We start from the raw sequence: 20,326 nt of genomic DNA on the forward strand, positions 1-20,326 counted from the left end.
TTATATCGTGAAGCGATTGCGCTGATACGATCATTCAGAGGCGAGACGACCATGTTGTGGACGATCCTTATCATCATCCTTGTTCTTTGGGCACTTGGCGCATTTATCGTGCCGGTGGGCGGAGGACTTATCCACCTGCTGCTGGTGCTGGCGCTGATCGTCCTTGTCTATCAGCTTGTCACTGGCCGCCGTGTCCCATGACCAATTTGGATCAATATTCGTGACCAGCATCGTTGAAATTGATCCGGATCGGTAAGTTTCAGGGACGTCTGGGAAGGTGACGATCGTGAGGTGGACGGACCCTATATCAGCCTGACGGATAGGTAGAGCTTTGTGACCGCTGTCAGCTACGGCCGCGGATCGAGAATTCCGACATCATCTGAATGAGCGCTTCGATCCCTTCATCGCCCTTTTCCAGGGCGTCATTCAGGGACCGTTCCACTATATCCGCGACGAAATGGGAGGGGCCGGCATAAGCGAGCGACCAGGTGACGAAGTGACGATGGGGCGTTTTTCCCGATGCGATCGTCCTGACGTCGCTGTGTCGCGAGTCTCGCAGGATGCTCGCCTTGAGTTCTTCGATCGCGGCTGGCGCACCTTCCAGATATTGCGCGAAGCGGCGGCCAGAGAACAGGAGGGTGCCCGTCACATTCAGCGAACGATTGCGCGGGACCGAGACATGGACGATTTCCCGAATGCGTTCTTCGGCGTCGATCGTGTCCAACTTGCTGGAGCTGATATAGGACCATCGTGCAAGCATGTGCTGATGATGCCATTTGCCTGAGAAAAGTAAAGGCGAGGCGCATGGTGGGACTGGATTGCGCCTCGCCTGTTTCATGGGCCTGCCTCGGAGAGTACGGCGCCCAACAGTCTAAAGGGATGAAGGTTAATGCCGGCCTTCCAGGGATTACCGTAGAACTACCTGGCGCATGAACACGCGTGGGTAAGGCGCTGCTTTTATCGGATTCTCGAATCTGCGGGAACCTATATGGCCAAAGAAATAGAACAATCGTCCAATAAGGAGAGCGCGATGATGGAGAAACGCCGTCATCCGCGACAAACCGTATTCAAGACGGCGCTGCTCTATCCCGTTGTGGAGGAAGCCAACCTTTCCGTCGAGAATGTGTCGCACGCCGGATTGAGCGGACGATGCGCCTTGTCGCTGGGCTTGCATCAGCAGGTTCATGTGAGTTTCGACGAGACCAGCTTTCGTACGGCCGAGGTTCGTTGGATCAATGGTTCCAGATGCGGTCTTCTGCTTGAGGAGACATTGCCCTGGGTTCCCGGCGAGGAGCCTGATGCGAACATCGCATCACAGAAATATGAACCTCGCAGTCAGCGTTTGACGGTGAATTTTTCGGCAACCTTGGTAACGTCGACGCCCGTATTGATCGGGACGATCCGCAATCTGTCGGTTGAAGGGATGATGGTCGAAGTGGGGGGCGTGAGCGAGGGAACGCGATTGCTTGTGAAGACCCGGGGCCTGGATGTACGCATGGGGCGGGTGCAATGGTCGAGCGGCGGGATGATCGGGATATTCTTCGAACCTCGCCGCATGGCGACGAACTGACGCTGATAAAAAGAAAGGATCGGAGCCGAAACCATAGAGAGCTTCGCGCGTTGGCGGGAAGATGATGGTTTAGGCAATTGGCTATGAACCCTGGATGTCCAGTCTATATCGTGGACCACGACAGCAAGACGCGCCAATATCTGGTGCGCGTTTTGCGGCCGGAGGGGTTTGAGCCCATGCCCTTTTCCTGCGGCGCCGACTTTATCGAAGCGCTTGATTTCCTGGCCCCCGGCATTGCCCTTGTGGAATTGCACCTTGCGGATATGGATGGCGGGGCCGTTCAGGAGGAGCTTCTGTCCCGGCGGCTGGACATGCCCCTGATCGTGATGACGGAGTCACCCGACATTCCGACGGCGGTGGACGCCATCAAGCGGGGAGCGGCGGATTTTCTGGAAAAGCCCTTTGCCGACAGCCTGCTTTTCAAGATGCTTGCCGAGGTCCGGCCGATGTTGGAGCGGCGCGCCGAAATCCAGCGACGGAGGGAAAGTGCCGCGGCTCATCTGGAGAGCCTGACGAAAAGGGAATTGGACATCGTGCGGGCGCTTGGTTCCAGCAGCAGCAATAGGGACGTGGCCGATGCGCTCCAAATCAGCGTCAGAACGGTCGAAATGCATCGCGCCAGCATCATGAAAAAATTCGGCGTAAAGAGGTTCTCGGAAATAATCCTCGATCTTTCTGATTCAACTTTACCGTGATCGTAAGATAATGTGAATTTTCGGTCTACCATCATTCAATATAAATTGGATTGGTAATGACAAAATATGATGTTCCTGGCCCATCATTTGGGTTCGGAATTGTCAGAAAAAAGTGGACGGACCTCAGAGATTCATCTGACAATGAAACATCGCCTATATTCAGGCCATGGTTAACATCGAAAAAACCAGATAAAGATATTGCATTAGAGCCTGTCTTGAATCTCATGCGTAACGAGCGATGCGTCGGATGAGGACGATGGCAGCGGCGGCATAGAGAAGCGCGGTTGCGGATTTGATAGTCCGCTCGAAGTCTTTGGCGAGGCGACGATTGCGGTTCATCCATGCGAAGGTGCGTTCGACGACCCATCGTCTGGGATGGACGACAAAGCCGGTCTGATCGGCGAATTTGCGGACGATTTCGATCGTAATGGAGGTGGCGTCCCGGACGCGATCGCTGTTGTAGGCGCTGTCGGCATAGGTGCGCTCGACGAAGGGATGCCGCTGGCGAGACTGCTGGAGCAAGGGCACCGCGCCGTCGCGGTCCTGCACATCGGCAGGATGGACCAGCATCATAAGGGCGCGACCATCGGTATCGACCATTGCATGGCGCTTGCGTCCCATGGTCTTCTTGCCTGCGTCGTAACCGCGAGGTCCGCCTGCTTCGGAGGTCTTCACGCTCTGGCTGTCGATGACTGCGGCCGATGGTGCTGGTTCTCGCCCTGTCCGGATGCGATCGATCTGCACGAGATGATGATTGAGGCTTTCGAATACCCCATCGTCACGCAAGGTGCAGAACCACCGGTAGACCGTGCGCCATGGTGGAAAGCTGTCGGGCAAAAGCCGCCAGGGACATCCTGTCCGCAGCAGATAGAAAATGGCTTCGACGATCTCGCGCATCGGCCAGCATCGCCGTCGTCCGCGCTGGCACGGCGCAGGCAAATATGGCTCGATCAAATGCCATTCCGCGTCGGTAAGATCGCTTCCATAGCGAAGCTGTGCGCGGCTATGATGCACGCGGGCGGTCGGGTTCCACATGATGGCTTCCAAGGTTGGTGTCGCAACCCCTCGGAATCATATCGAAACCCGATCGTCCACCATTACGAGACCGTTCTGACACAGCCTCTTATATGACGATGATTATGGTGAATATTTCAAATCGAAGGAGGAATGCGAAAAAATAATAGACCGATATAAGAAGATACAGCAGGCCATAGCTGCTTCTGAGAATAAGGGTAGGGTAGATCGCTTATGCTGAACGCATGCTCCCCGCGCCATCGATAATGGGTCGGTGCGCCGTGCCTTGTTAAATCTTCACCGTTTTTTCGCCAGCCCCAAACCCCCGCGACAGGAATCTCTTGTCTTTCGTCGGGAGAGCGTGCGAGTGCCTGCACCCATGCCAAGGCGAAAGGATATATGGCGATGCGGCCTCGTCAAGCAGCCGGTCGCGGCGGTCATCGCGGCGGGCGGCATCGGCGGGCCGGTGAGCTGGATCGGGGAGGAGCCGGATTTCCAGTTCCTGGCGGACCCTTTCGGCTGGCAGGGCGAGGATGGGCGGCTGCATATTTTTGCCGAACATTATGATTATCGCACCCGCCATGGGACGATCGAGCGGTTGCTGTTCGATGAGGCGATGCGGCTGCTCGACCGCCGCCCCTGCCTGGTCGAGCCGTGGCATCTTTCCTATCCGCAGGTCTTTGCCGGGGAAGGGGCGATATGGATGCTGCCGGAGGCGCATCGGTCGGGCGCGCTGACGCTCTATCGCGATCATGGCGGGCTTGTCGACTGGCGGGCGGAATGCCGGATCGCGCTGGATTGCGTGCCGGTCGATGCCAGCATCCTGCGGCATGAGGGACGCTGGTGGCTCTTCTATTCGCCCGCCACGGACAAGCGGACGAAGATCGCGCATCTGCATGTCGCTTGGGCCGACCGGCTGTGCGGGCCATGGACGGCGCATCATGGCAATCCGGTGCGGATCGACCGGCGTTCGGCCCGGCCCGGCGGCACGCCGATGGTGATCGATGGGCGGATCATGCTGCCGGTGCAGGATTGCGCGGACACCTATGGCGGGGCGATCCGGCCGCTGTGGATCGATCGGCTGGATGAGGCGACCTTTATGGCTGAGGCAGGGGATGCCCTGGCGTTGCCGGATTCAGCGGGGGTCTATCGGGACGGGATGCACACGCTGACCGCCTGTGGCGACATGACCTTGTTCGATGTGAAGCGGGTCGATCGGTCGCTGCGCGGGCTGATGCTGGATGTCAGGCGCGGGCTTGGCGGATATGGTTAAGGATTGCCGCGCCGGTGGTAGCGAAGCGATCCTGCGAGAAGCGGTCAAGCATGTCCCGGCGGGCCGCCTCGCCCATGATGTGCAGCCGAGCGGGATCGGTCAGCATCGTTCCTAGAGCCTGAGCCAGCCCATCCGGATCGCCGGGGGGCACGGTGAGGCCGGTGACGCCCTGCCGGATCGAGAAGGGCAGTTCACCCACCGCCGAAGCGACGACCGGCAGGCCCGCCGTCAGCGCCTCATGCGCGGCGATGCAGAAGCCTTCGGAGCGCGAGGGTTGGACATAGAGGTGCAGGCCCGACAGGAACGCGCGGGGATCGTCGATATAGCCGGTGAATAGCACCTCCACGCCCGCCTCCCGCGCAAGGCTTTCGAGCCGCTCCCGCTCCGCGCCGTCGCCCGCGATGGAAAGGGTGAAGCTTGCGCCCTTCAACCGGGCGAGCGCGGCGATCAGCACGTCATAGCCCTTGACCGGATGGAGGCGGCCTAGCGTGCCGATGCGGACCGGCTCGCCGGGCTGCCAGGCGCGCGCCTGCGGCATGGCGGGATCGGCGGCGAAGATCGGCCAGCAGAGCAGCCGGTCCTGCGGCACACCCAGCCGCTCCGCCGTCAACGCCGTGACGGATTGCGAATCCCCGATCCAGAACAAGGCGCGGGATGCGAGCAGGCGCATCAGCCGCCGGTTCCAGGGCTTCAGAAACGCCGCGTGCTGCCAGCTCACCACCGGCAGGCCCAGCATCGGGCCAAGGATCAGGCCCAATATCGTCGCCCGGCTGAGCGAGGTCCAGATATGGGTGGCGCGCCAGTCCAGCAACTGCCGCCGCAGCCATAAGGCGGCGGCCAGATGATCGGTCAGCCCGCCCTCGCGCACGACCGGGTCAAGCCCGGCCTCCACCATGGCGGACAGACCCCGCCGGTCACGGGGGGTTAGGGCGAAGACGCGCACTTCCGCGCCCGCATCGCGCAGGACGCGGGTGATGGCCGGCACCGGCTGCGCCGCGCCGCCGCCCTCGACCGAGTTGATGACATAGGCGATCCTCAATGGGCGAGGCTCCTGCGCCAGACCAGGCCAGCCAGCAACGCGCTGGCCAGCAGCGCCTGTCCCACGGCCTGCACCCCCGCGCCCATCAGGCCCATATGGTGGAGCAGCGGCGGCAGCAGCGGCAGGAAGATCAGGCTGGCGAAGAGATTGGCGCTCATCGACAGCGCGGGGAAGCCCATGGCGGAGAGGGCGGAACTGCACGGCGGCCCGATCACCGCGATCATCCGCGCCGCGATCAGCACGACCATGACGCTGCCTGCCGCCTTGAACGCGGGGCCGGCCAGCAGCGTGACGATGGGTGTGGGAAAGATCGCGGCGATGACCACCACGGGCGCGGCTGCGGCGAGCGCGATGCCGATCACCCGGCGCAATGTCCGGCGCAGCGGCGCGCCGCCTTGTCCGGCGGCGACCATGCGGGCGAGTTCGGCATAGGCGGTGTTACCCAATATCTGCGCGGGCTGGGCGATGATGACGGTGGCGCGTTGGGCGACCGCGAACAGGCCCGCCATGGCTGGTCCCAGCACCCAGCCGACGATCAGCGGTGCGATCCGGCCCGCCAGTTCGCTCAAGGTGACATCGGCGTTGCTCGCCACCAGGAAGCGCCAGATGCCCGGATTGTCCTGCACTGCGCTGCCGCGTTCGGGGTGGCGCAGGATCGTGCCGAGCCTGTTGAGGGCGCAGATGAGGCCCATGCCCCAGAGCACGGCGAATTCCGCCAGCGCGGCGGCGAGCCATGCGCAGAGAAAACCCTTCAACCCCCAGCCCAGCAGCCAGGCCAATGTCGCGCCGATCAGGCGCACCAGCGGCTGCACCATATTGTGCAGGCCGATCAGGTCGAAACGGCCAATCAATTGCAGATAACCCGCCGGAGCCGATCGCACCGATCCCAGTACCGCGAAGCTGTATGGAATGGCGAAAGCGACGGTTTCCGGCGGCCAGCCCAGATGTGGCCCGACCAGTGGCGCCAGCGCCATGGCCGCGACGATCGCTGCCGCTCCGCCCAGCAGTTCGACCGTCGTGCCGAAGCGCAGCAGCCGGGCCAGCCGATGCGGCGCATCCTCGGCACTCGCCTCCGCGCCATAGCGGACGATCGCCTGCCAGGCGGGAAATTCAACGATGCCGACCACCGCCGTCACATAGCCATGGACCAGCACCAATATGCCATAATCGCGCGGCCCCAATGCCCGTGCCGCGATGATGAGGTAGACAAGGCTGATCAGCCCGGCGCCGGCCTTTCCGCCCAGCACCAGTCCCAGCCCCTTGAAGATTCGCCCTGTGATTCCGGCCCGTTCCGTCATGCGATAGTGGAAGACCAGTCTTTCCGGCGCAAGGCAATGCCCAAGCTGTTGCGGGCAGCCAGGCGGCGCCCAAGGAAACGGTAGAAATACCAGTTCATCGCGGCGCGTGGGGCATAGCGGTAGAGCAGCCGCTCGCCCCGCGTCCAACTGACGGCCTTGCGCGAGGCGCGCCGGTCGGAGGGAAAGCAGACATGGCCGGGATGATAGACGGTCCGGCCATGCGCCATCACGCGATGGACGATCTCATGATCCTCCAGCACATAGGGCCAGCGTGTCGCATCGAACCCGCCCGCTGCGCGCAGGGCGCTGGCGCGGAAGGCCTGGGCATAGCCGCCCGCATGGCATTTGGCGGCGAAGCGGCGGCTCTTGCGCAGGATGAAGGCGATGCGTTGCTGCGAGTCCGCCGTGTCCTGGGGGGCGTAGAGATCGATGGCCATGACGGCGGCGGCCCTTGGGTCGCTGTCGAACAGGGCGATGACGCGCTTCACATAATCTGGGGGATAGTGGGTGTCGGCATCGCAGATGGCGACCAGCGGCGTGTCGACCCAGCTTAGCCCCATGGCCATGGCGTGGATCTTGCCCGGCGTCGGGCAGGGGAGGATGGTGGCGCGCTGGCCCAATGGCGCGGCGTGGATGGCGGCCTCCGCCGTCCCGCTGTCGGTCGATCCATTGTCGATCAGCAGCAGGCGGAAGCGCTGGTCGCTTTGCGCGGCCAGACTGTCGATGGTGGTGCCGATCCACCCTTCTTCATTGAAGAAGGGCAGGATGATGGTGAGCAGCGGCATCAGGCGGCTCGGACCGATGACAGGGGGATCACCTTGTCGCGCCGACGATGGGCGAGTTCAGCGATCACCGCCGCGGCGCGCTCCGACGAGGGGCGGCCGTCCAGGTCGAAGCTCTCCGCGAACAATCTTTCCTGGATCGGGCGGTAATGGCTTTCGTGCAGCGCCTTCGCTCGATCCAGCGCCGGGCCGAGTTCGTGCGGGCTGGAAATCACTTCTCCCGCCTGCCAGTGCGCGAAATTGGGATCGCCCTGCCAGTCGATGCCGTGGCTGTTGAGGAAGATGCAGGGCCGGGGCCGCAGGAGGAATTCATAGACCTGGCTGCTGGCGTCCCCCAGATAGAGGTCGGCCAGCAAGGTATAGCTCATGTCGGTTGAGGCGCGGCTGCCAAGGTCGATATGGATATTGTCGCCGTGCAGATAGCGCTTGTCGATCATGCCCGCCCGGTTGACCGTCAGCTTGTCGATGGTGACGATGAAGGGCCGCTCGAACAGCATGACATGGGGGGCGAAGATCAGTTCCTGCTCGTCATGCCGCAGAAAATGGTCCAGCACCTGTCGGCCATGGCTGTACCATGAGGACAGATGCGGCGAGCAATGCGGGTTGTAGAGGGTGATCGGCCGTTCGCGGAAGAAGCTTTGGCTGCGTCCGGCCTGACGGACCATGTCGAACTTGGGATAGCCGACGATGCTGATCGCTTGAGGATCGACCCCCGCTTCGGCAATCAGGCGGCGGCGGATCTTCTCGCCGGAACAGAGGACATGGTCGAAACCGGCGCTGGCCTTGTCGAAGCCGATGGCCCGGTCCCCGGCGCCGTGGCGGGTGTGCACCATGAAGAGATTGTCGAGGCCATAGCGCGTCTTGAGCAGCAGCGAGGTCTTTTCCGCGACGATCAGCATGTCGAGGCTGCGGAAAAAATCCAGATTGTCGCGATAGAAGAGCAGCTTGGCCGCAGGGAGCAGCTTGCCCAGCAGCCCCGCAATGCGTTCCGAACGGGGCGTCAGGGACAGCCGGACATGCTGGATCGACGAACCCAGCATCGGTCCGGCCAGCCGCTGCACCTCCGCCGCCAGCCGGTCGTTGGTGGTGGCGACGATGATCTCGCCGGGAAAGCCGCCGCTCGCCAGAGCCATGGCGATCGGCAAGCTATGGGCGACCTGATGAATCTGGTCGTGGTTGAACAGAAATCCAATGCGCATGGGACGACGACGCCACGCCCCGGCCACCACCGCAGTTGCAATTTGTCGTGCGCGAAATTTTTTTGTCAGGCGGCTGCGTCGCGGCACCGCAACGTTGCGACGGAGGCGAGCATCATCACGCCGGCAGCGAAAGCCATGGTCCAGATCGGCTCGGTCGGGAAGAAATGCCGCATGATCGTGCCCATGACGGTCGCGACCAGCAGTTGCGGGATCACCACGAAGGCGTTGAACAGGCCCATATAGATGCCGAGCTTCGCCTGCGGCACGCTGGAGGCGAGCATCGCATAGGGCATGGCGAGGGTGGAGGCCCAGGCGATGCCGATGGCGACTTCCGACAGCAGCAAGGCTTGCGCATCACGCAGGAACAGGAAGGAGAGGAAGCCCAGCGCGCCGAGCATCAGAGCGATCGCATGGGTCTGCGCCTGGCCGATGCGGCGGGCGAGCGGTTGGAGCAGGAAGGGCGCGGCGAAGGCGGCGACGCCATTATAGGTGGCGAAGAGGATGCCGACCCAGTTTCCGCCTTCATTATAGGCTGCGCTCGCCGGATCTGCGGAGCCGAAGACATATTGGGCGACGACCGGCGTGGTGTATATCCACATGATGAACAGCGCCGACCAGGTGAAGAACTGGACGAGCGCGAGGCGCTTCATCATGTCGGGCATGGCCGCGAAATTGCCGACGACATGGGTGAGCAGATTATCGCTGCGGCCTTGCCTTTGCAGCCAGCGCGCCGCCATCCGCGCCGCGCCATAGGTGGCGAGCAGGCCGCCGAGCAGATAGAGTTCCTTCTCCAGCGCCCAGAGACGGACGAACGCGATGACCGCCAGTCCGGCGAAGATCCAGAGCGGGCCGCCTGCGGGAATGGGCGGCGCAGTGACCGCTCCTGATTCTTCTTCTATTGGCTCGAAGCGGGCCATCTGTTCGGGCGAATATTCGCGGGTTGTTAGAACGGTCCACAGCACGGCGAGAAACAGTGCCGCGCCGCCGATATAAAAGCTGATCCTGACCGTATCGGGAATGCCCGAACCGACCGCGACATTGGCGACGCCCAGCCGGTCCAGCAGCCATGGCGTGGACGAGCCGATGACCGCCCCCGCACCGATGAAGGCGGTCTGGAGCGCATAGCCTGCCATATGCTGCTCCTTCGCCAGCATGTCCCCGACAAAGGCGCGGAACGGCTCCATCGAAACGTTGAGCGAGGCGTCCAGCACCCAAAGCATCATCGCGGCGGCCAGCAGGCTCGGCGCATTGGGCATGCCGAACAGCGCCAGCGCCGCGAACAGCGCACCCGCGAAGAAATAAGGCCGCCGCCGCCCGAAGCGGCACCATGTCCTGTCGCTATAATGGCCGATGATCGGCTGGACGAGCAGCCCGGTCAGCGGCGCCGCGATCCACAGCAGCGCCAGATCGTCCAGACTCTCGCCCAGCGACTGGAAGATGCGGCTCATATTGGCGTTTTGCAGGGCAAAGCCGATCTGGATGCCGAAAAAGCCGAAGCTGATGTTCCACAGGCCCCAGAAGCCTTGGCGGGGGCGGCTAAGGGGAGGCGGGCTGTTATTAGTTTGATCCATACATCCTCAGCCTGTTTACGCAGCTAGCTTTCCTTGAAGAACTCCGTGCTCCTGCGAAGGCAGGAGCCCAGCTCTGCCGTCTGAACTGGGTTCTCACGAGCCACTCGTCTCGTTCGAATGCCTACGCAGGAACACGGCGCGTCCAGAATTTACCGTTTGCCCTTCCCACCGCTCGCCACGAAGCGGATCGCCTGACCGCCCCCCGGCGCCAGATCGATGCTCAGCACGTCGCCCTTCTTCACAGCCTTCTTCTCGATCACGATGGCATGGCGCGCCTCGGTGCGATAGTCCGCCCCCGGCCCGTCCCGATAAATCTCCGCCACATAAGACCGCCCGGCATCCAGAAAGTCGAGCTTCACCTGACTTGACCGCGCTTCCTCATCCCCGATCGCGCCCAGATACCAGTCATTGCTGCCCTTGGCCTTGCGCGCGATGGTGACATAATCGCCCACCTCGCCATTCAGCACGCGGGTATCGGACCAGTCGGTCGGCACATCCTTGATGAACTGGAAGGGGCCGGGATATTTGGCGTAGTTCTCCGGCGTATCGGCCGCCATTACGAAGGGCGAATAGAGCACCACATAGAGTGCCAATTGCTTCGCAACCGTCGACTGGATCGCGCTCCCCTCGGAACCGGAGAGGCTGAGTACGCCCGGCGTGAAGTCCATCGGCCCGCCCAGCAACTGGGTGAAGACGAGGTTCGCTTCATGCTCGGGTGGGTTCTTGCCGCCGATCCAGGCATTATATTCCATGCCGCGCCCGCCTTCACGCGTCACCCAATTGGGGTAGGTGCGGCGCAGGCCCGTATCCTTCACTGGCTCATGGCTGTCGATGCTGACCTTGTACTTGGCGGCAGTCTGCACGACGCGGAGATAGTGGTTCACCATCCACTGACCCTCATGCCATTCGCGATGCTGGGAGCCGTCGGGATCGATCCGCTCGATCTGCCCGGCATCGGTGACATAGCCGGTCTTCACCACCTGTTCGCCATGCTTGGCTGCCCACGCAAACGCGCTGTCCAATTGGCCGTCATAATGGCTGGCGGAGCCGCCCGTCTCATGATGGCCGATCAAGGTAACACTCTTCGACTTAGCATAAGCGGCCAGCCCATCGGCGTCGAAATCCTCGGTTGGCTGGGAGAAGTTCATATCCTTGCCATTGCCGAACCAGTTGCCGTCCCAGCCGATATTCCATCCCTCGACCAGCACGGCGGGGATGCCGCTGGCAGCTGCGAAGTCGATGTAACGGCGGACATTGGCCGTGGCCGCGCCATGTTTCGGCCCCCGCGCCCAGCTCCAGTCGCCTTTGATCATGTTCCACCACACGCCGACGAACTTGCCCGGCTTGATCCAGCCCGACACGTCGCCCAGCTTATTGGGTTCGTTGAGGTTCAGGATCATGTGGTTCATGTAAAGCCCCGCCGCATCGTCCGCGATGGCGATGGTGCGCCATGGCGTCGAGAAACCGGCGTCGCGTGACACCTTGGGAGCGCCGGAGCCGGGCGTCAGCGTAGCGCGGAAAGTGTTGCCCTGCGCACGGGCGAGGTTCATCCCGGCATAGTCGACCAGAGCCGCCTCATGCAGTGCGACATGGGTGCCGCTGGCGAGCTTCACCGTCATCACCGTCTGCGCGGTGCCGACCGCGTCGAGCGGCGTCCTGTTATAGAGATATTCCTCCCGGTTCCACTCGAAGGCGGGCTTCCACCAGGCGGTGCCGCCCTCCGCGAAGGCAAACTGTGTCAGTTCCTCCGCGATATTGGCGTGATGCAGATGGAGCTGATCCGGCAGCGTGTAGCGGAAGGCCACGCCATCGTCGAACAGGCGGAAGGTCACATCCATCTCGCGCTGAAGATCGCTCTTCTCGCGGAAGGAGAGGCGGATTTCATTGTGATGGTCGCGGATACTGGACCATTCGCCCCAGGGTTGGGTCCATGTCGTGTCGTTCTTGCCCGTCTTGCTGTCGGCCAGCGTCAGGTTGCGCTCGATCTTCGGCGCGTCGGTGAACAGGAAACCGAGGCGGCTGTCCGCGATCAGCGCCTTCCCATCGCGCTGCACGGCGTAGCTGGGGCGGCCTTCATTATCGAGGCTGACGGTCAGCGTGATGCGGCCATCGGGGGAGGCGGCCTTGGCTACCACATCAGCACGGGCGATGGCCGGGGCGAGCGAGAGCGCAAAAAGGGGCAGCGCGAGCGCGGTCAGTTTGTTCATGAGAATTCCTTTTAGGCGTGCGCGACAAGACCGGAGGCTGGGGGGAAATGCCATGCTTCGATCCCGCCGGTGGACAGCAGCACCTGCCAATGTCCCTGCGGCGTCCATGTCACGGGCTTGTCGCCAAGGTTGAAGACGCAAAGCATCCGTTTGCCCTCATGAGCACGCTCGAACGCCAGCAGTTCATCAGACGCGTCGAGGAAATCGATGGTCCCGATACGCAAGGCCAGCGATCCGTTGCGCAGGGCAAGAACCCGCCGCGTCCAGTGCAGCAGGGAATCCGGCTGCGCTTCCTGCACATCGACGGCCAGCGCCCGATGGGCTTCCCCGACCGGAAGCCAGGGCTTGGCGTCGGAAAAGCCCAGATATTTCGCATCCGCCTGCCAAGGCATCGGCGTGCGCGCACCGTCGCGGGAGAGAGTCAGCGGCCAGTTGGCGATGGCTTCAGGATCCTGCAAATCCTCGAAAGCGATGTCGACCTGCGGCAGCCCCAATTCCTCGCCATAATAAAGGAAGATATTGCCGCGCAGGCAGGCGAGCAGCAGCATCTTCATCCGGCAATAGGCGTCCGGCTCCACCCCCTTGGCCCAGCGCGACACGGCACGCGGCGCGTCATGATTTTCGAACGCCCAGCTCGGCCAGCCGCTGTGGGTTTCAGCCGGCCATTTGACGAGCGCCGTCCTGAGGAATTCGGCGGTCAGCTCCGGCGCATAGAGGAAGTCGAAACCATAGGCCGTATTCAGCCTGCCATCGCCCTGCGTGAAGGTCTTCATCTCTATATCGCTGTCATCGCCGCCGACTTCGGCCACGGTGAAACGGTCCGCATATTCGTCGAAGACTTGACGAACCTTTTCCAGAAACAGCGGAATATTGGGATGGCTCTGGCTGTACTTCTTGATCTGGAAGTCGAAGGGACGCGTGCGTATCTTGCCATTATCGGGGGCGGGTGGATTGTCGCGCAGTTTCGGATCGTGCATCGAATGGTTGATCGCGTCGATGCGGAAGCCATCCACGCCCCGGTCCAGCCAGAAACGGATGATGTTGAACACGCTGTCCTGCACTTCGGGATGATGCAGGTGCAATTGCGGCTGCTGCGCCAGGAACTGGTGCATATAATATTGGCCGCGCCGCGCATCCCAGGTCCAGGCCGGGCCGCCGAACACCGACTGCCAGTTGTTGGGTGGCGATCCGTCCGGCTTGGGATCGGCCCAGACATACCAGTCAGCCTTGGGATTGTCGCGGCTGGAGCGGCTCTCGATGAACCAGTCATGCTCTTCGGATGTATGCGCCCAGACCTGATCGACGATGATGCGCAGGCCGAGTTCATGCGCCCGCGCCACCAGCGCGTCGAAATCCGCCAGCGTGCCGAAGATCGGATCGACATCGCAATAATCCGACACGTCATAGCCGAAATCGCGCATCGGGCTCTTGAAGAAGGGGGACAGCCAGATCGCGTCCACGCCCAGCGACGCCACATAGGGCAGATGGGCGGTGATGCCCTTGAGGTCGCCAATGCCGTCGCCATTGGAATCGGCAAAGCTGCGCGGATAGATCTGGTAGATGGCGGCGCCGCGCCACCAGGGGAGGTTTTGGTCGGTCATTGGGGAGAGGCACTCCGGGCAACGCAGATGCTGTAGCTGAGAGGGGGAAGGGAGACGGCGATGCTGCCGGGGGCGGAGGCGCTGGCGGCGCATTCGGTTCCGGCCAAAGTAGCGAAACGGTCGGAACGGACATCGACCTCGACCTGCGCCTTGATCGGCGCGGTCGATGTGTTGAAGGCGATCAGCGTTTCCGCGCCGCTCTCGGGATCGAAGCGGGACAGCGCGAAAAGGCCCGGCTGGTCGCCCCGCGCCCGGATGACCTCCTTACCGCGCCGCAAGGCCGGGTGGGCGGTACGCAGGCGGGCGAGCACGGCGATCTCCCGATAGAGCGGATGGCCAATGTCGAAGCGCGGCGTCGCCATGGTGGCATCGGTGCCGATCAGGCGATTGTCATTATAGTTCGCGACTTGGCTGCCGAACATATCCTCCCGAGCGTCCTGATCGCCGCCGTCGCCCACAAAACCCTGCTCGTCGCCATAATAGATGGTCGGCACGCCGCGCATCGTCAGCAGCATGGCGTTGGCCAGCATCACCCGGCGCAGCACTTCATCCTCGCTCGCCTGCGGAAAGGCGCGCCGCACGAAAGTCGAAAAACGCCCCGCATCATGGTTGCTGACGAAGGTCGGCAAGGTCCGCGCCGTTGCCTCGCCATCGCGATAAAGCGCATCGCCCGCCAGCATCCGCTCCCATGTCGCGGTCGCGCCGCTGCCCGCGACCGTCTCCAGCGCCGCCTGCCGGAAAGCGAAGTCCAGCACTGCCGGAAAGCCGCCTTCCTTGGTATGCCAGGCGAGCGGCCCCGCATCGACCGTCTCGACATAGACCTCCCCGAAAATATGGAAATTGGGGATGCCTTTCGCCCTGGCGCGGGCCTGCATGGCGGGAACGAACATCTGCCAGAAATGCGGATCGACATGCTTGGCCGTGTCCACCCGGAAGCCGTCTATGCCGAAGCGGTCGATCCAGCCGCCGAAAATCTCGATCATGCCCGCAATCACGCGGGGGTTCTCGGTCATCAGATCGTCCAGCCCGGCAAAGTCCCCCATGGTCGCGCTCTCGCCCGAATAGGTCGTTTCCCCGCGATTATGATAATGAAGCGGATCGTTGAGCCAAGCCGGAACTTTCATCCGCTCCTCGCCCCTGGGGATAGTGGGCGTATAGGCGTAGGATGGATCGGTCAGCTTCGCGAAATTCGCTTCGCCATGGTCCTGATCGCCCGCGAAACCGGCATTGATCGCTTTCCCCCCGACACCACCCTGCCGCTGATAGGGATAATCGGCGCGCGAACGATAGGGGCAGGGCTTGCCCGCGCACTCCCGATACTGGATCACATCAGCCGTGTGGTTGGCAATGATGTCCATATAGACCTTCATCCCCCGGCGATGCGCGGCTTCTACCAGAGCGGCGAAATCGGCGTCGGTGCCGAAATGCGGGTCGACATGGGTGAAGTCGGTGATCCAATAGCCATGATAGCCCGCGCTTTCCTGACCCTTCGGCCCCTGCACCGGCTTGTTGCGGAAGATCGGTCCGACCCAGATGGCGGTGGCGCCTAGCCCCTGAATATAGTCGAGGCGGCGGATCAGCCCTTTCAGGTCGCCGCCATGATAAAAGCCCTTGGAGGTGGGATCATAGCCGGTGACCAGCCGGTCCCCCTTCATGCCTCCCTTGTCGTTGGACTTGTCGCCATTGTCGAAGCGGTCGGGCAGGAGGAAATAGATGACCTCATCCTCCGGCAGCCGCGCCTGGAAATCGGATGGCTCGGCGGCGAGCAATGAGGCAGGGGCAGCCAAAGCGGCCAGCGCGGCAAACAGCGATGCTTTCCTTCCGCGCATGGAACGTGCCTCCCCTACCGCTTCTGGCTTGATTGCAGCGGCTTTCATAGGGGTCTTAGTCGGTTCGCACCCACCGGGCCAAGCAGCCGACATACGTATTCAGAGCGGCTGTCTTTCCAATGACGAAGGGCAGGCGTAAGATAAGGCGATGGCCGTCAACGAAAAACCAACGTCCTTCGACATCGCCACGCTCGCAGGGGTTTCCCAGCCGACCGTGTCCAGGGCTTTGCGCGGCGACCGCACCGTCAGCGAAGGCACCCGCAAGCGGATAGAGGCCATCGCCCGGCAGCTCAACTATACCGTGGACAAGAACGCGTCCTCGCTGCGCCGGGGCAAGAGCAACACGCTGGCGCTGCTGTTTTTCGAGGATCTGTTGCCCGACGAAAGCTATATCAACCCCTTCTTCCTCTCGATGCTGGGACCGATCCTGCAAACCTGCGCCAAGCGTGGCTATGACCTGCTGACCTCCTTCCAGCAACTTTCGACCGACTGGCATGTCGATTATGAGGACAGCCGCAAGGCCGACGGGATCATCCTGCTCGGCTATGGCGATTATGAAACCTACCGCGCCCGGCTGGAGCAACTGGTGGCGCAGGGCACGCATTTCGTGCGCTGGGGATCGGTCGACCCCAATGCGCTGGGCATGACCATCGGCTGCGACAACCGGCAGGGCGGGCGCGACGCGGGGCGCCACCTGATCGAACGGGGACGCCGGAACATCGCCTTTCTGGGCGATGCGTCGAGCCGCTATCCCGAATTTCGCGACCGCTATGCTGGCCTCACGGAGGTGATGCGAGAGGCGGCCTTGCCGGTCGACCTTGGCCTGCATGTCGATGCGCTCTCGACCGAGCAGTCGGGGTATGAGGCCGCCAGGCGCCTGATCGCACGTGGCCTTTCCTTCGACGCGATCTTCGCGGGTTCGGACCTGATCGCCATCGGCGCGATGCGGGCGCTGGACGAAGCGGGCATGAGCGTGCCGCAGGATGTCGCGCTGATCGGCTTCGACGACATCCCCGCCGCCAGCCTCACAAGACCGCCGCTGACGACCATCGCACAGGACTATCTGCACGCGGGCGAGGTGCTTGTGGATGCGCTTATCGGGCAGATCGACCGCAAGCCGCTGGAGCCTACGTTGCTCGTGCCAAGGCTGGTCACGCGCATGACGGCATAGTTTGCGTAGTTAACGTGCTCCTGCGAAGGCAGGAGCCCAGTCCCGCCGTTTGAACTGGGCTCCTGCCTTCGCAGGAGCACATCATTTTTGCAGGTACAAAAAGGGAGGACCGCCACCCCTGAAAGGGGCGGCGGTCCGGGGGAGAACTGCCTGCGTGCAGTCAGGCAGATCGGGGACTTTAGAACTTGTACGTTAGGCCCAGATAATAGTCCCGGCCATAGCGCTGATAGTCGATCACCTGCCGGGGGTCGTCATTCTGATAGGTGACAAAGGGCTGATCGGTCAGGTTCTTGCCCTGCAACAGGATCGATAGTCCCTGAAGCGGCCCCGACTGGAACTCATAGCCGATCTGCGCATCGAGAATCCCTTCCGCCTTGGCTGTGCGGAAGGTCGGCGCCGCAGACAGCCCCGCCACTTCGCCCAGGAAGGAGGAACGATAGCGATAGCTCACCCGCGCCTGAAAACCGTTCTTCTCGAAATAGGCGGTGCCGCTGGCGACCCATTTCGACAGGCCGGGCAAGGTAACGCTTTCGGTCGGATTGCTGCCATATTCGACCTCGCTATGCGTATAGGAACCGCTGGCGAAGATGCCGAAGCCGTCGAGCGCCGGGCTGAACAGCTTGAAGGGCAGCGACGCGGTCGCCTCGACGCCCATGATCGTGCCCTTGCCGGTGTTGGCGGGCGCCTTGAGCAAGCCGATAGTGCTGCCCTGCTGCTGCACGATGGCCTGAGCCGCAGGCGGCAGCGTCGAAAGCGCGCCCGAGAAGTCATAGGCGATATTGTTGTTCGGATCGACGAAGTCGGTCAGGTTCTTGAAGTAACCCGACACCGACACATAGCCGCCGCCCCGGAAATATTTCTCCAGCGACAGATCGATATTGGTCGACTGATAGGGCCGCAGCATGATGTTGCCGCCGTTCGAGCTGAACGGGCTATATTGAGGGTCCGATCCCAGGCCGACCTTCGACAGGTCGACGCTGAATTCCTGATTGACGCGTTCCTGGTCCAGACGCGGACGCACCATGGTCTGCGCCGCGCCCAGCTTGACGAAGAAGCTCGGCTCCAGCTCGACGGAAATCTGCGCGCTCGGCAGGACGTTGGTGTAGCTGTCCTTGCCCGACACCGGCAGTACGGTCACGACGCCGTTGGCGAAGTTGGAAATCGTGCCGGTTGATGCCTGCCGCGAATGGATCACCTGCACGCCGATCGCGCCCTTCAGCGGCTTGCCGCCCAGTTCCCCGTCCATGCTGAGCTTCGCATAGCCGGTGAACACGTCTTCCTTCACCACATTGTCGCGGACCAGCGAGCCGGGGCGGTTGTCATACACCGCATCCAGCACATTGTCGTACAGATAGAGCGGGTTCAGCGTCAGCATCGCAGGCACGCCGAGATAGTCGAGCGAGACGTTCGATCCCAGCAGCGCTTCGCTCGGCACGGCCACCGATCCCGGCGTCCCGCCGGAGACGGTGCAGTTCGTGCCGCCCGGCGGGCAAAGGAAATAGGACGTATAGGCGCTGGTCTTCTTGCGGCGGCTATAGTTGCCGCCGACTTCCCACTTGGAAAAGATGCTGCCTGAAATGTCCCCGACCAGGTTCGCGCGGAACGACTTCATGTCGTCGATGAATTTGGGCCGGTTGAGGAAGCCCGCCTGTACCACCGCCGTCGTGCCGTTGTAGCCCCAGCCATTGGGATCGGTCAGGCTGATGATGTTGGTATCGGTATAGTCCAGCGTCGGCATAATCCGGAACAGACCGTTCGACTGTCGCTCGACCCGGACAGTATCCGGCACACCCGAACGCAGATAGCCGGTGCCCGAATAAGTCTCCAGCAGGAAGTCGGTACGCTTGGCCCGCGACCAGCTTGCATCGACATTGAGCTTCAGCGTGTTGTTGAGGCGGATATCATTGTTCCAGCCCAGCGAGATCGTATCCGCCTTGCGCTTGTTATAGTCGTTGCGCTGCACACCATAGACATTGCTGAAGGTGGCGCCAGTAACGAAACCGTTTTCGACCGTCTCGTCGCTGACGCCGACATTGCTGCCCCAGACCAGCGGGAACTCGATGCCGCGCAGCCGCTGCTCCTCCTCGAAATGGGAAGCCAGCACGTCGAAGGTCGAATGGAAATTGTCGCTCGGTTGCCATTCCAGCGTGCCGACCGCGCCATAGCGCTTCAACAGGTTCGACTGCACATAGGGCTTGGCGCCGCCGATGATGAGGTTGCCGCTGGCATCGGTCGGATAGCCCCAGGCATTGAACCGTTCATCCTGCGAAGGCGTCTGCGAGGCGGAAAAGCCCAGCGACAGGCCCAACGTGTCGTCCGCAAACTGGTCGATATAGGTGGCTGAGGCGCGATAGCCGTAGCGCTTGCCGTCGGGATTGAGCTTGTCCATCCCGTTCATCTGACCGCGCAGCGACAGGGCGACGACCCGGTCCTTCTTGTCCAGCGGGCGCAGCATGCGCAGGTCGACCGTACCCGAAATGCCCGCCGCGATCAGCGCCGCGTCGGCGCTCTTGTAGACATTGACGTTCTGGAAGAATTCGGACGGATATTGGTCATATTCGACGCCGCGATTGTCGCCCACCGTCACCTGCTCGCGCCCGTTGAGCAGCGTGGTCGAGAAGTCGGGGCCAAGCCCGCGGATCGAGAGCCTCTGGTCGCGACCCTCCAGCCTCTGGGCCGTCACGCCGGGCAGGCGCGCCAGCGAGTCCGCTATCGATACGTCCGGCAGCTTGCCGACGTCTTCGGCGGAGATCGAATCCACGATCAGCACCGAATCCCGCTTCATCTTCGCGGCGGAGGCCAGCGAGGCGCGGATGCCGGTGACGACGATCGCATCCCCCTGCGGCTCGGCCGGCGCGGCGGTTTCAGCCGTGGTCTGCGCGGAGGCAACCGCCGCGACCGACAGCGAAGCGCCAGCCAGAAGGGTGGCCCGCAGGATGGAATGATGGAATTTGTGCATATGTGGACCCTCCCCAAGACGTATTGCTTGTGTTTCTCGCCGCATCGATAGCCGCCCGGCCCATGGTCTGCACAGAATCCCACATACGTATTCAGTGGAACAAATTATCCTATTGAAA

Annotated in this window: 16 protein-coding genes; 5 read left to right on the forward strand and 11 right to left on the reverse strand. The window is 62.4% G+C overall.

Annotated features, from left to right (window positions below):
* Positions 1-51 precede the first annotated feature (51 nt).
* Positions 52-201, forward strand: a complete 150-nt coding sequence (locus K426_RS31210; protein ID WP_140404481.1) for a lmo0937 family membrane protein — start codon at positions 52-54, stop codon at positions 199-201.
* 142 nt (positions 202-343) lie between these two features.
* Here the strand turns inward: K426_RS31210 and K426_RS07050 are convergent, their stop codons facing one another.
* Positions 344-760, reverse strand: coding sequence for a BLUF domain-containing protein (locus K426_RS07050; protein ID WP_066555481.1), 417 nt, complete (start codon positions 758-760; stop codon positions 344-346).
* Positions 761-1,030: 270 nt separating this feature from the next.
* Between K426_RS07050 and K426_RS07055 the strand changes: the two genes are divergently transcribed.
* Positions 1,031-1,570, forward strand: a complete 540-nt coding sequence (locus K426_RS07055) for a PilZ domain-containing protein (RefSeq protein ID WP_237229973.1) — start codon at positions 1,031-1,033, stop codon at positions 1,568-1,570.
* Between the two features lie 83 nt (positions 1,571-1,653).
* Positions 1,654-2,265: a response regulator transcription factor gene (locus tag K426_RS07060; RefSeq protein WP_066555486.1), complete on the forward strand. Its 612-nt coding sequence runs from the start codon at positions 1,654-1,656 to the stop codon at positions 2,263-2,265.
* A gap of 222 nt (positions 2,266-2,487) precedes the next feature.
* Here K426_RS07060 and K426_RS07065 read toward each other — a convergent pair whose 3' ends face one another.
* The gene (locus K426_RS07065; RefSeq protein WP_066561413.1) at positions 2,488-3,300 is read right to left on the reverse strand and encodes an IS5 family transposase; all 813 of its coding nucleotides are present in this window, start codon (positions 3,298-3,300) and stop codon (positions 2,488-2,490) included.
* 358 nt (positions 3,301-3,658) lie between these two features.
* Here K426_RS07065 and K426_RS07070 point away from each other — a divergent pair, with 358 nt between their 5' ends.
* Positions 3,659-4,552 (forward strand): glucosamine inositolphosphorylceramide transferase family protein, encoded by an 894-nt coding sequence (locus K426_RS07070; protein WP_066555488.1) that lies wholly within the window; start codon positions 3,659-3,661, stop codon positions 4,550-4,552.
* On the opposite strand, the gene K426_RS07075 is transcribed toward K426_RS07070, so the two are convergent.
* The 8 genes from K426_RS07075 to K426_RS07110 all read right to left on the reverse strand — a co-directional run bounded on the left by K426_RS07075 (position 4,524) and on the right by K426_RS07110 (position 16,078).
* Positions 4,524-5,591 (reverse strand): glycosyltransferase, encoded by a 1,068-nt coding sequence (locus tag K426_RS07075; RefSeq protein ID WP_066555489.1) that lies wholly within the window; start codon positions 5,589-5,591, stop codon positions 4,524-4,526. The two genes, K426_RS07070 and K426_RS07075, sit on opposite strands and share 29 nt — an antisense overlap.
* Entirely contained in the window at positions 5,588-6,889 is a 1,302-nt protein-coding gene (locus K426_RS07080) for a lipopolysaccharide biosynthesis protein (protein ID WP_066555490.1), read from the reverse strand. The genes K426_RS07075 and K426_RS07080 overlap by 4 nt, the downstream gene beginning before the upstream one ends.
* The gene (locus tag K426_RS07085; protein WP_066555492.1) at positions 6,886-7,674 is read right to left on the reverse strand and encodes a glycosyltransferase; all 789 of its coding nucleotides are present in this window, start codon (positions 7,672-7,674) and stop codon (positions 6,886-6,888) included. The genes K426_RS07080 and K426_RS07085 overlap by 4 nt, the downstream gene beginning before the upstream one ends.
* Positions 7,674-8,870, reverse strand: a complete 1,197-nt coding sequence (locus K426_RS07090) for a hypothetical protein (RefSeq protein ID WP_066555496.1) — start codon at positions 8,868-8,870, stop codon at positions 7,674-7,676. The genes K426_RS07085 and K426_RS07090 overlap by 1 nt, the downstream gene beginning before the upstream one ends.
* Positions 8,871-8,935: 65 nt before the next feature.
* Positions 8,936-10,441, reverse strand: coding sequence for an MFS transporter (locus K426_RS07095; RefSeq protein ID WP_066555499.1), 1,506 nt, complete (start codon positions 10,439-10,441; stop codon positions 8,936-8,938).
* 149 nt (positions 10,442-10,590) lie between these two features.
* Positions 10,591-12,648, reverse strand: a complete 2,058-nt coding sequence (locus tag K426_RS07100; RefSeq protein ID WP_066555501.1) for a glycoside hydrolase family 97 protein — start codon at positions 12,646-12,648, stop codon at positions 10,591-10,593.
* Positions 12,649-12,659: 11 nt separating this feature from the next.
* A complete protein-coding gene (locus tag K426_RS07105; protein WP_066555504.1) occupies positions 12,660-14,249 on the reverse strand; it encodes an alpha-glucosidase family protein in 1,590 nt (529 codons plus the stop codon).
* Complete coding sequence (locus tag K426_RS07110) at positions 14,246-16,078, reverse strand: alpha-amylase family glycosyl hydrolase (RefSeq protein WP_066555505.1); 1,833 nt, start codon at positions 16,076-16,078, stop codon at positions 14,246-14,248. Before K426_RS07110 ends, K426_RS07105 begins: the two co-directional genes overlap by 4 nt.
* Positions 16,079-16,226: 148 nt before the next feature.
* Between K426_RS07110 and K426_RS07115 the strand changes: the two genes are divergently transcribed.
* Complete coding sequence (locus K426_RS07115) at positions 16,227-17,249, forward strand: LacI family DNA-binding transcriptional regulator (protein WP_066555507.1); 1,023 nt, start codon at positions 16,227-16,229, stop codon at positions 17,247-17,249.
* Between the two features lie 178 nt (positions 17,250-17,427).
* Here the strand turns inward: K426_RS07115 and K426_RS07120 are convergent, their stop codons facing one another.
* Entirely contained in the window at positions 17,428-20,208 is a 2,781-nt protein-coding gene (locus K426_RS07120) for a TonB-dependent receptor (protein WP_066555508.1), read from the reverse strand.
* Positions 20,209-20,326: the final 118 nt, after the last annotated feature.

The sequence above is a fragment of the Sphingobium sp. TKS genome (assembly GCF_001563265.1).
GTDB lineage: Bacteria > Pseudomonadota > Alphaproteobacteria > Sphingomonadales > Sphingomonadaceae > Sphingobium.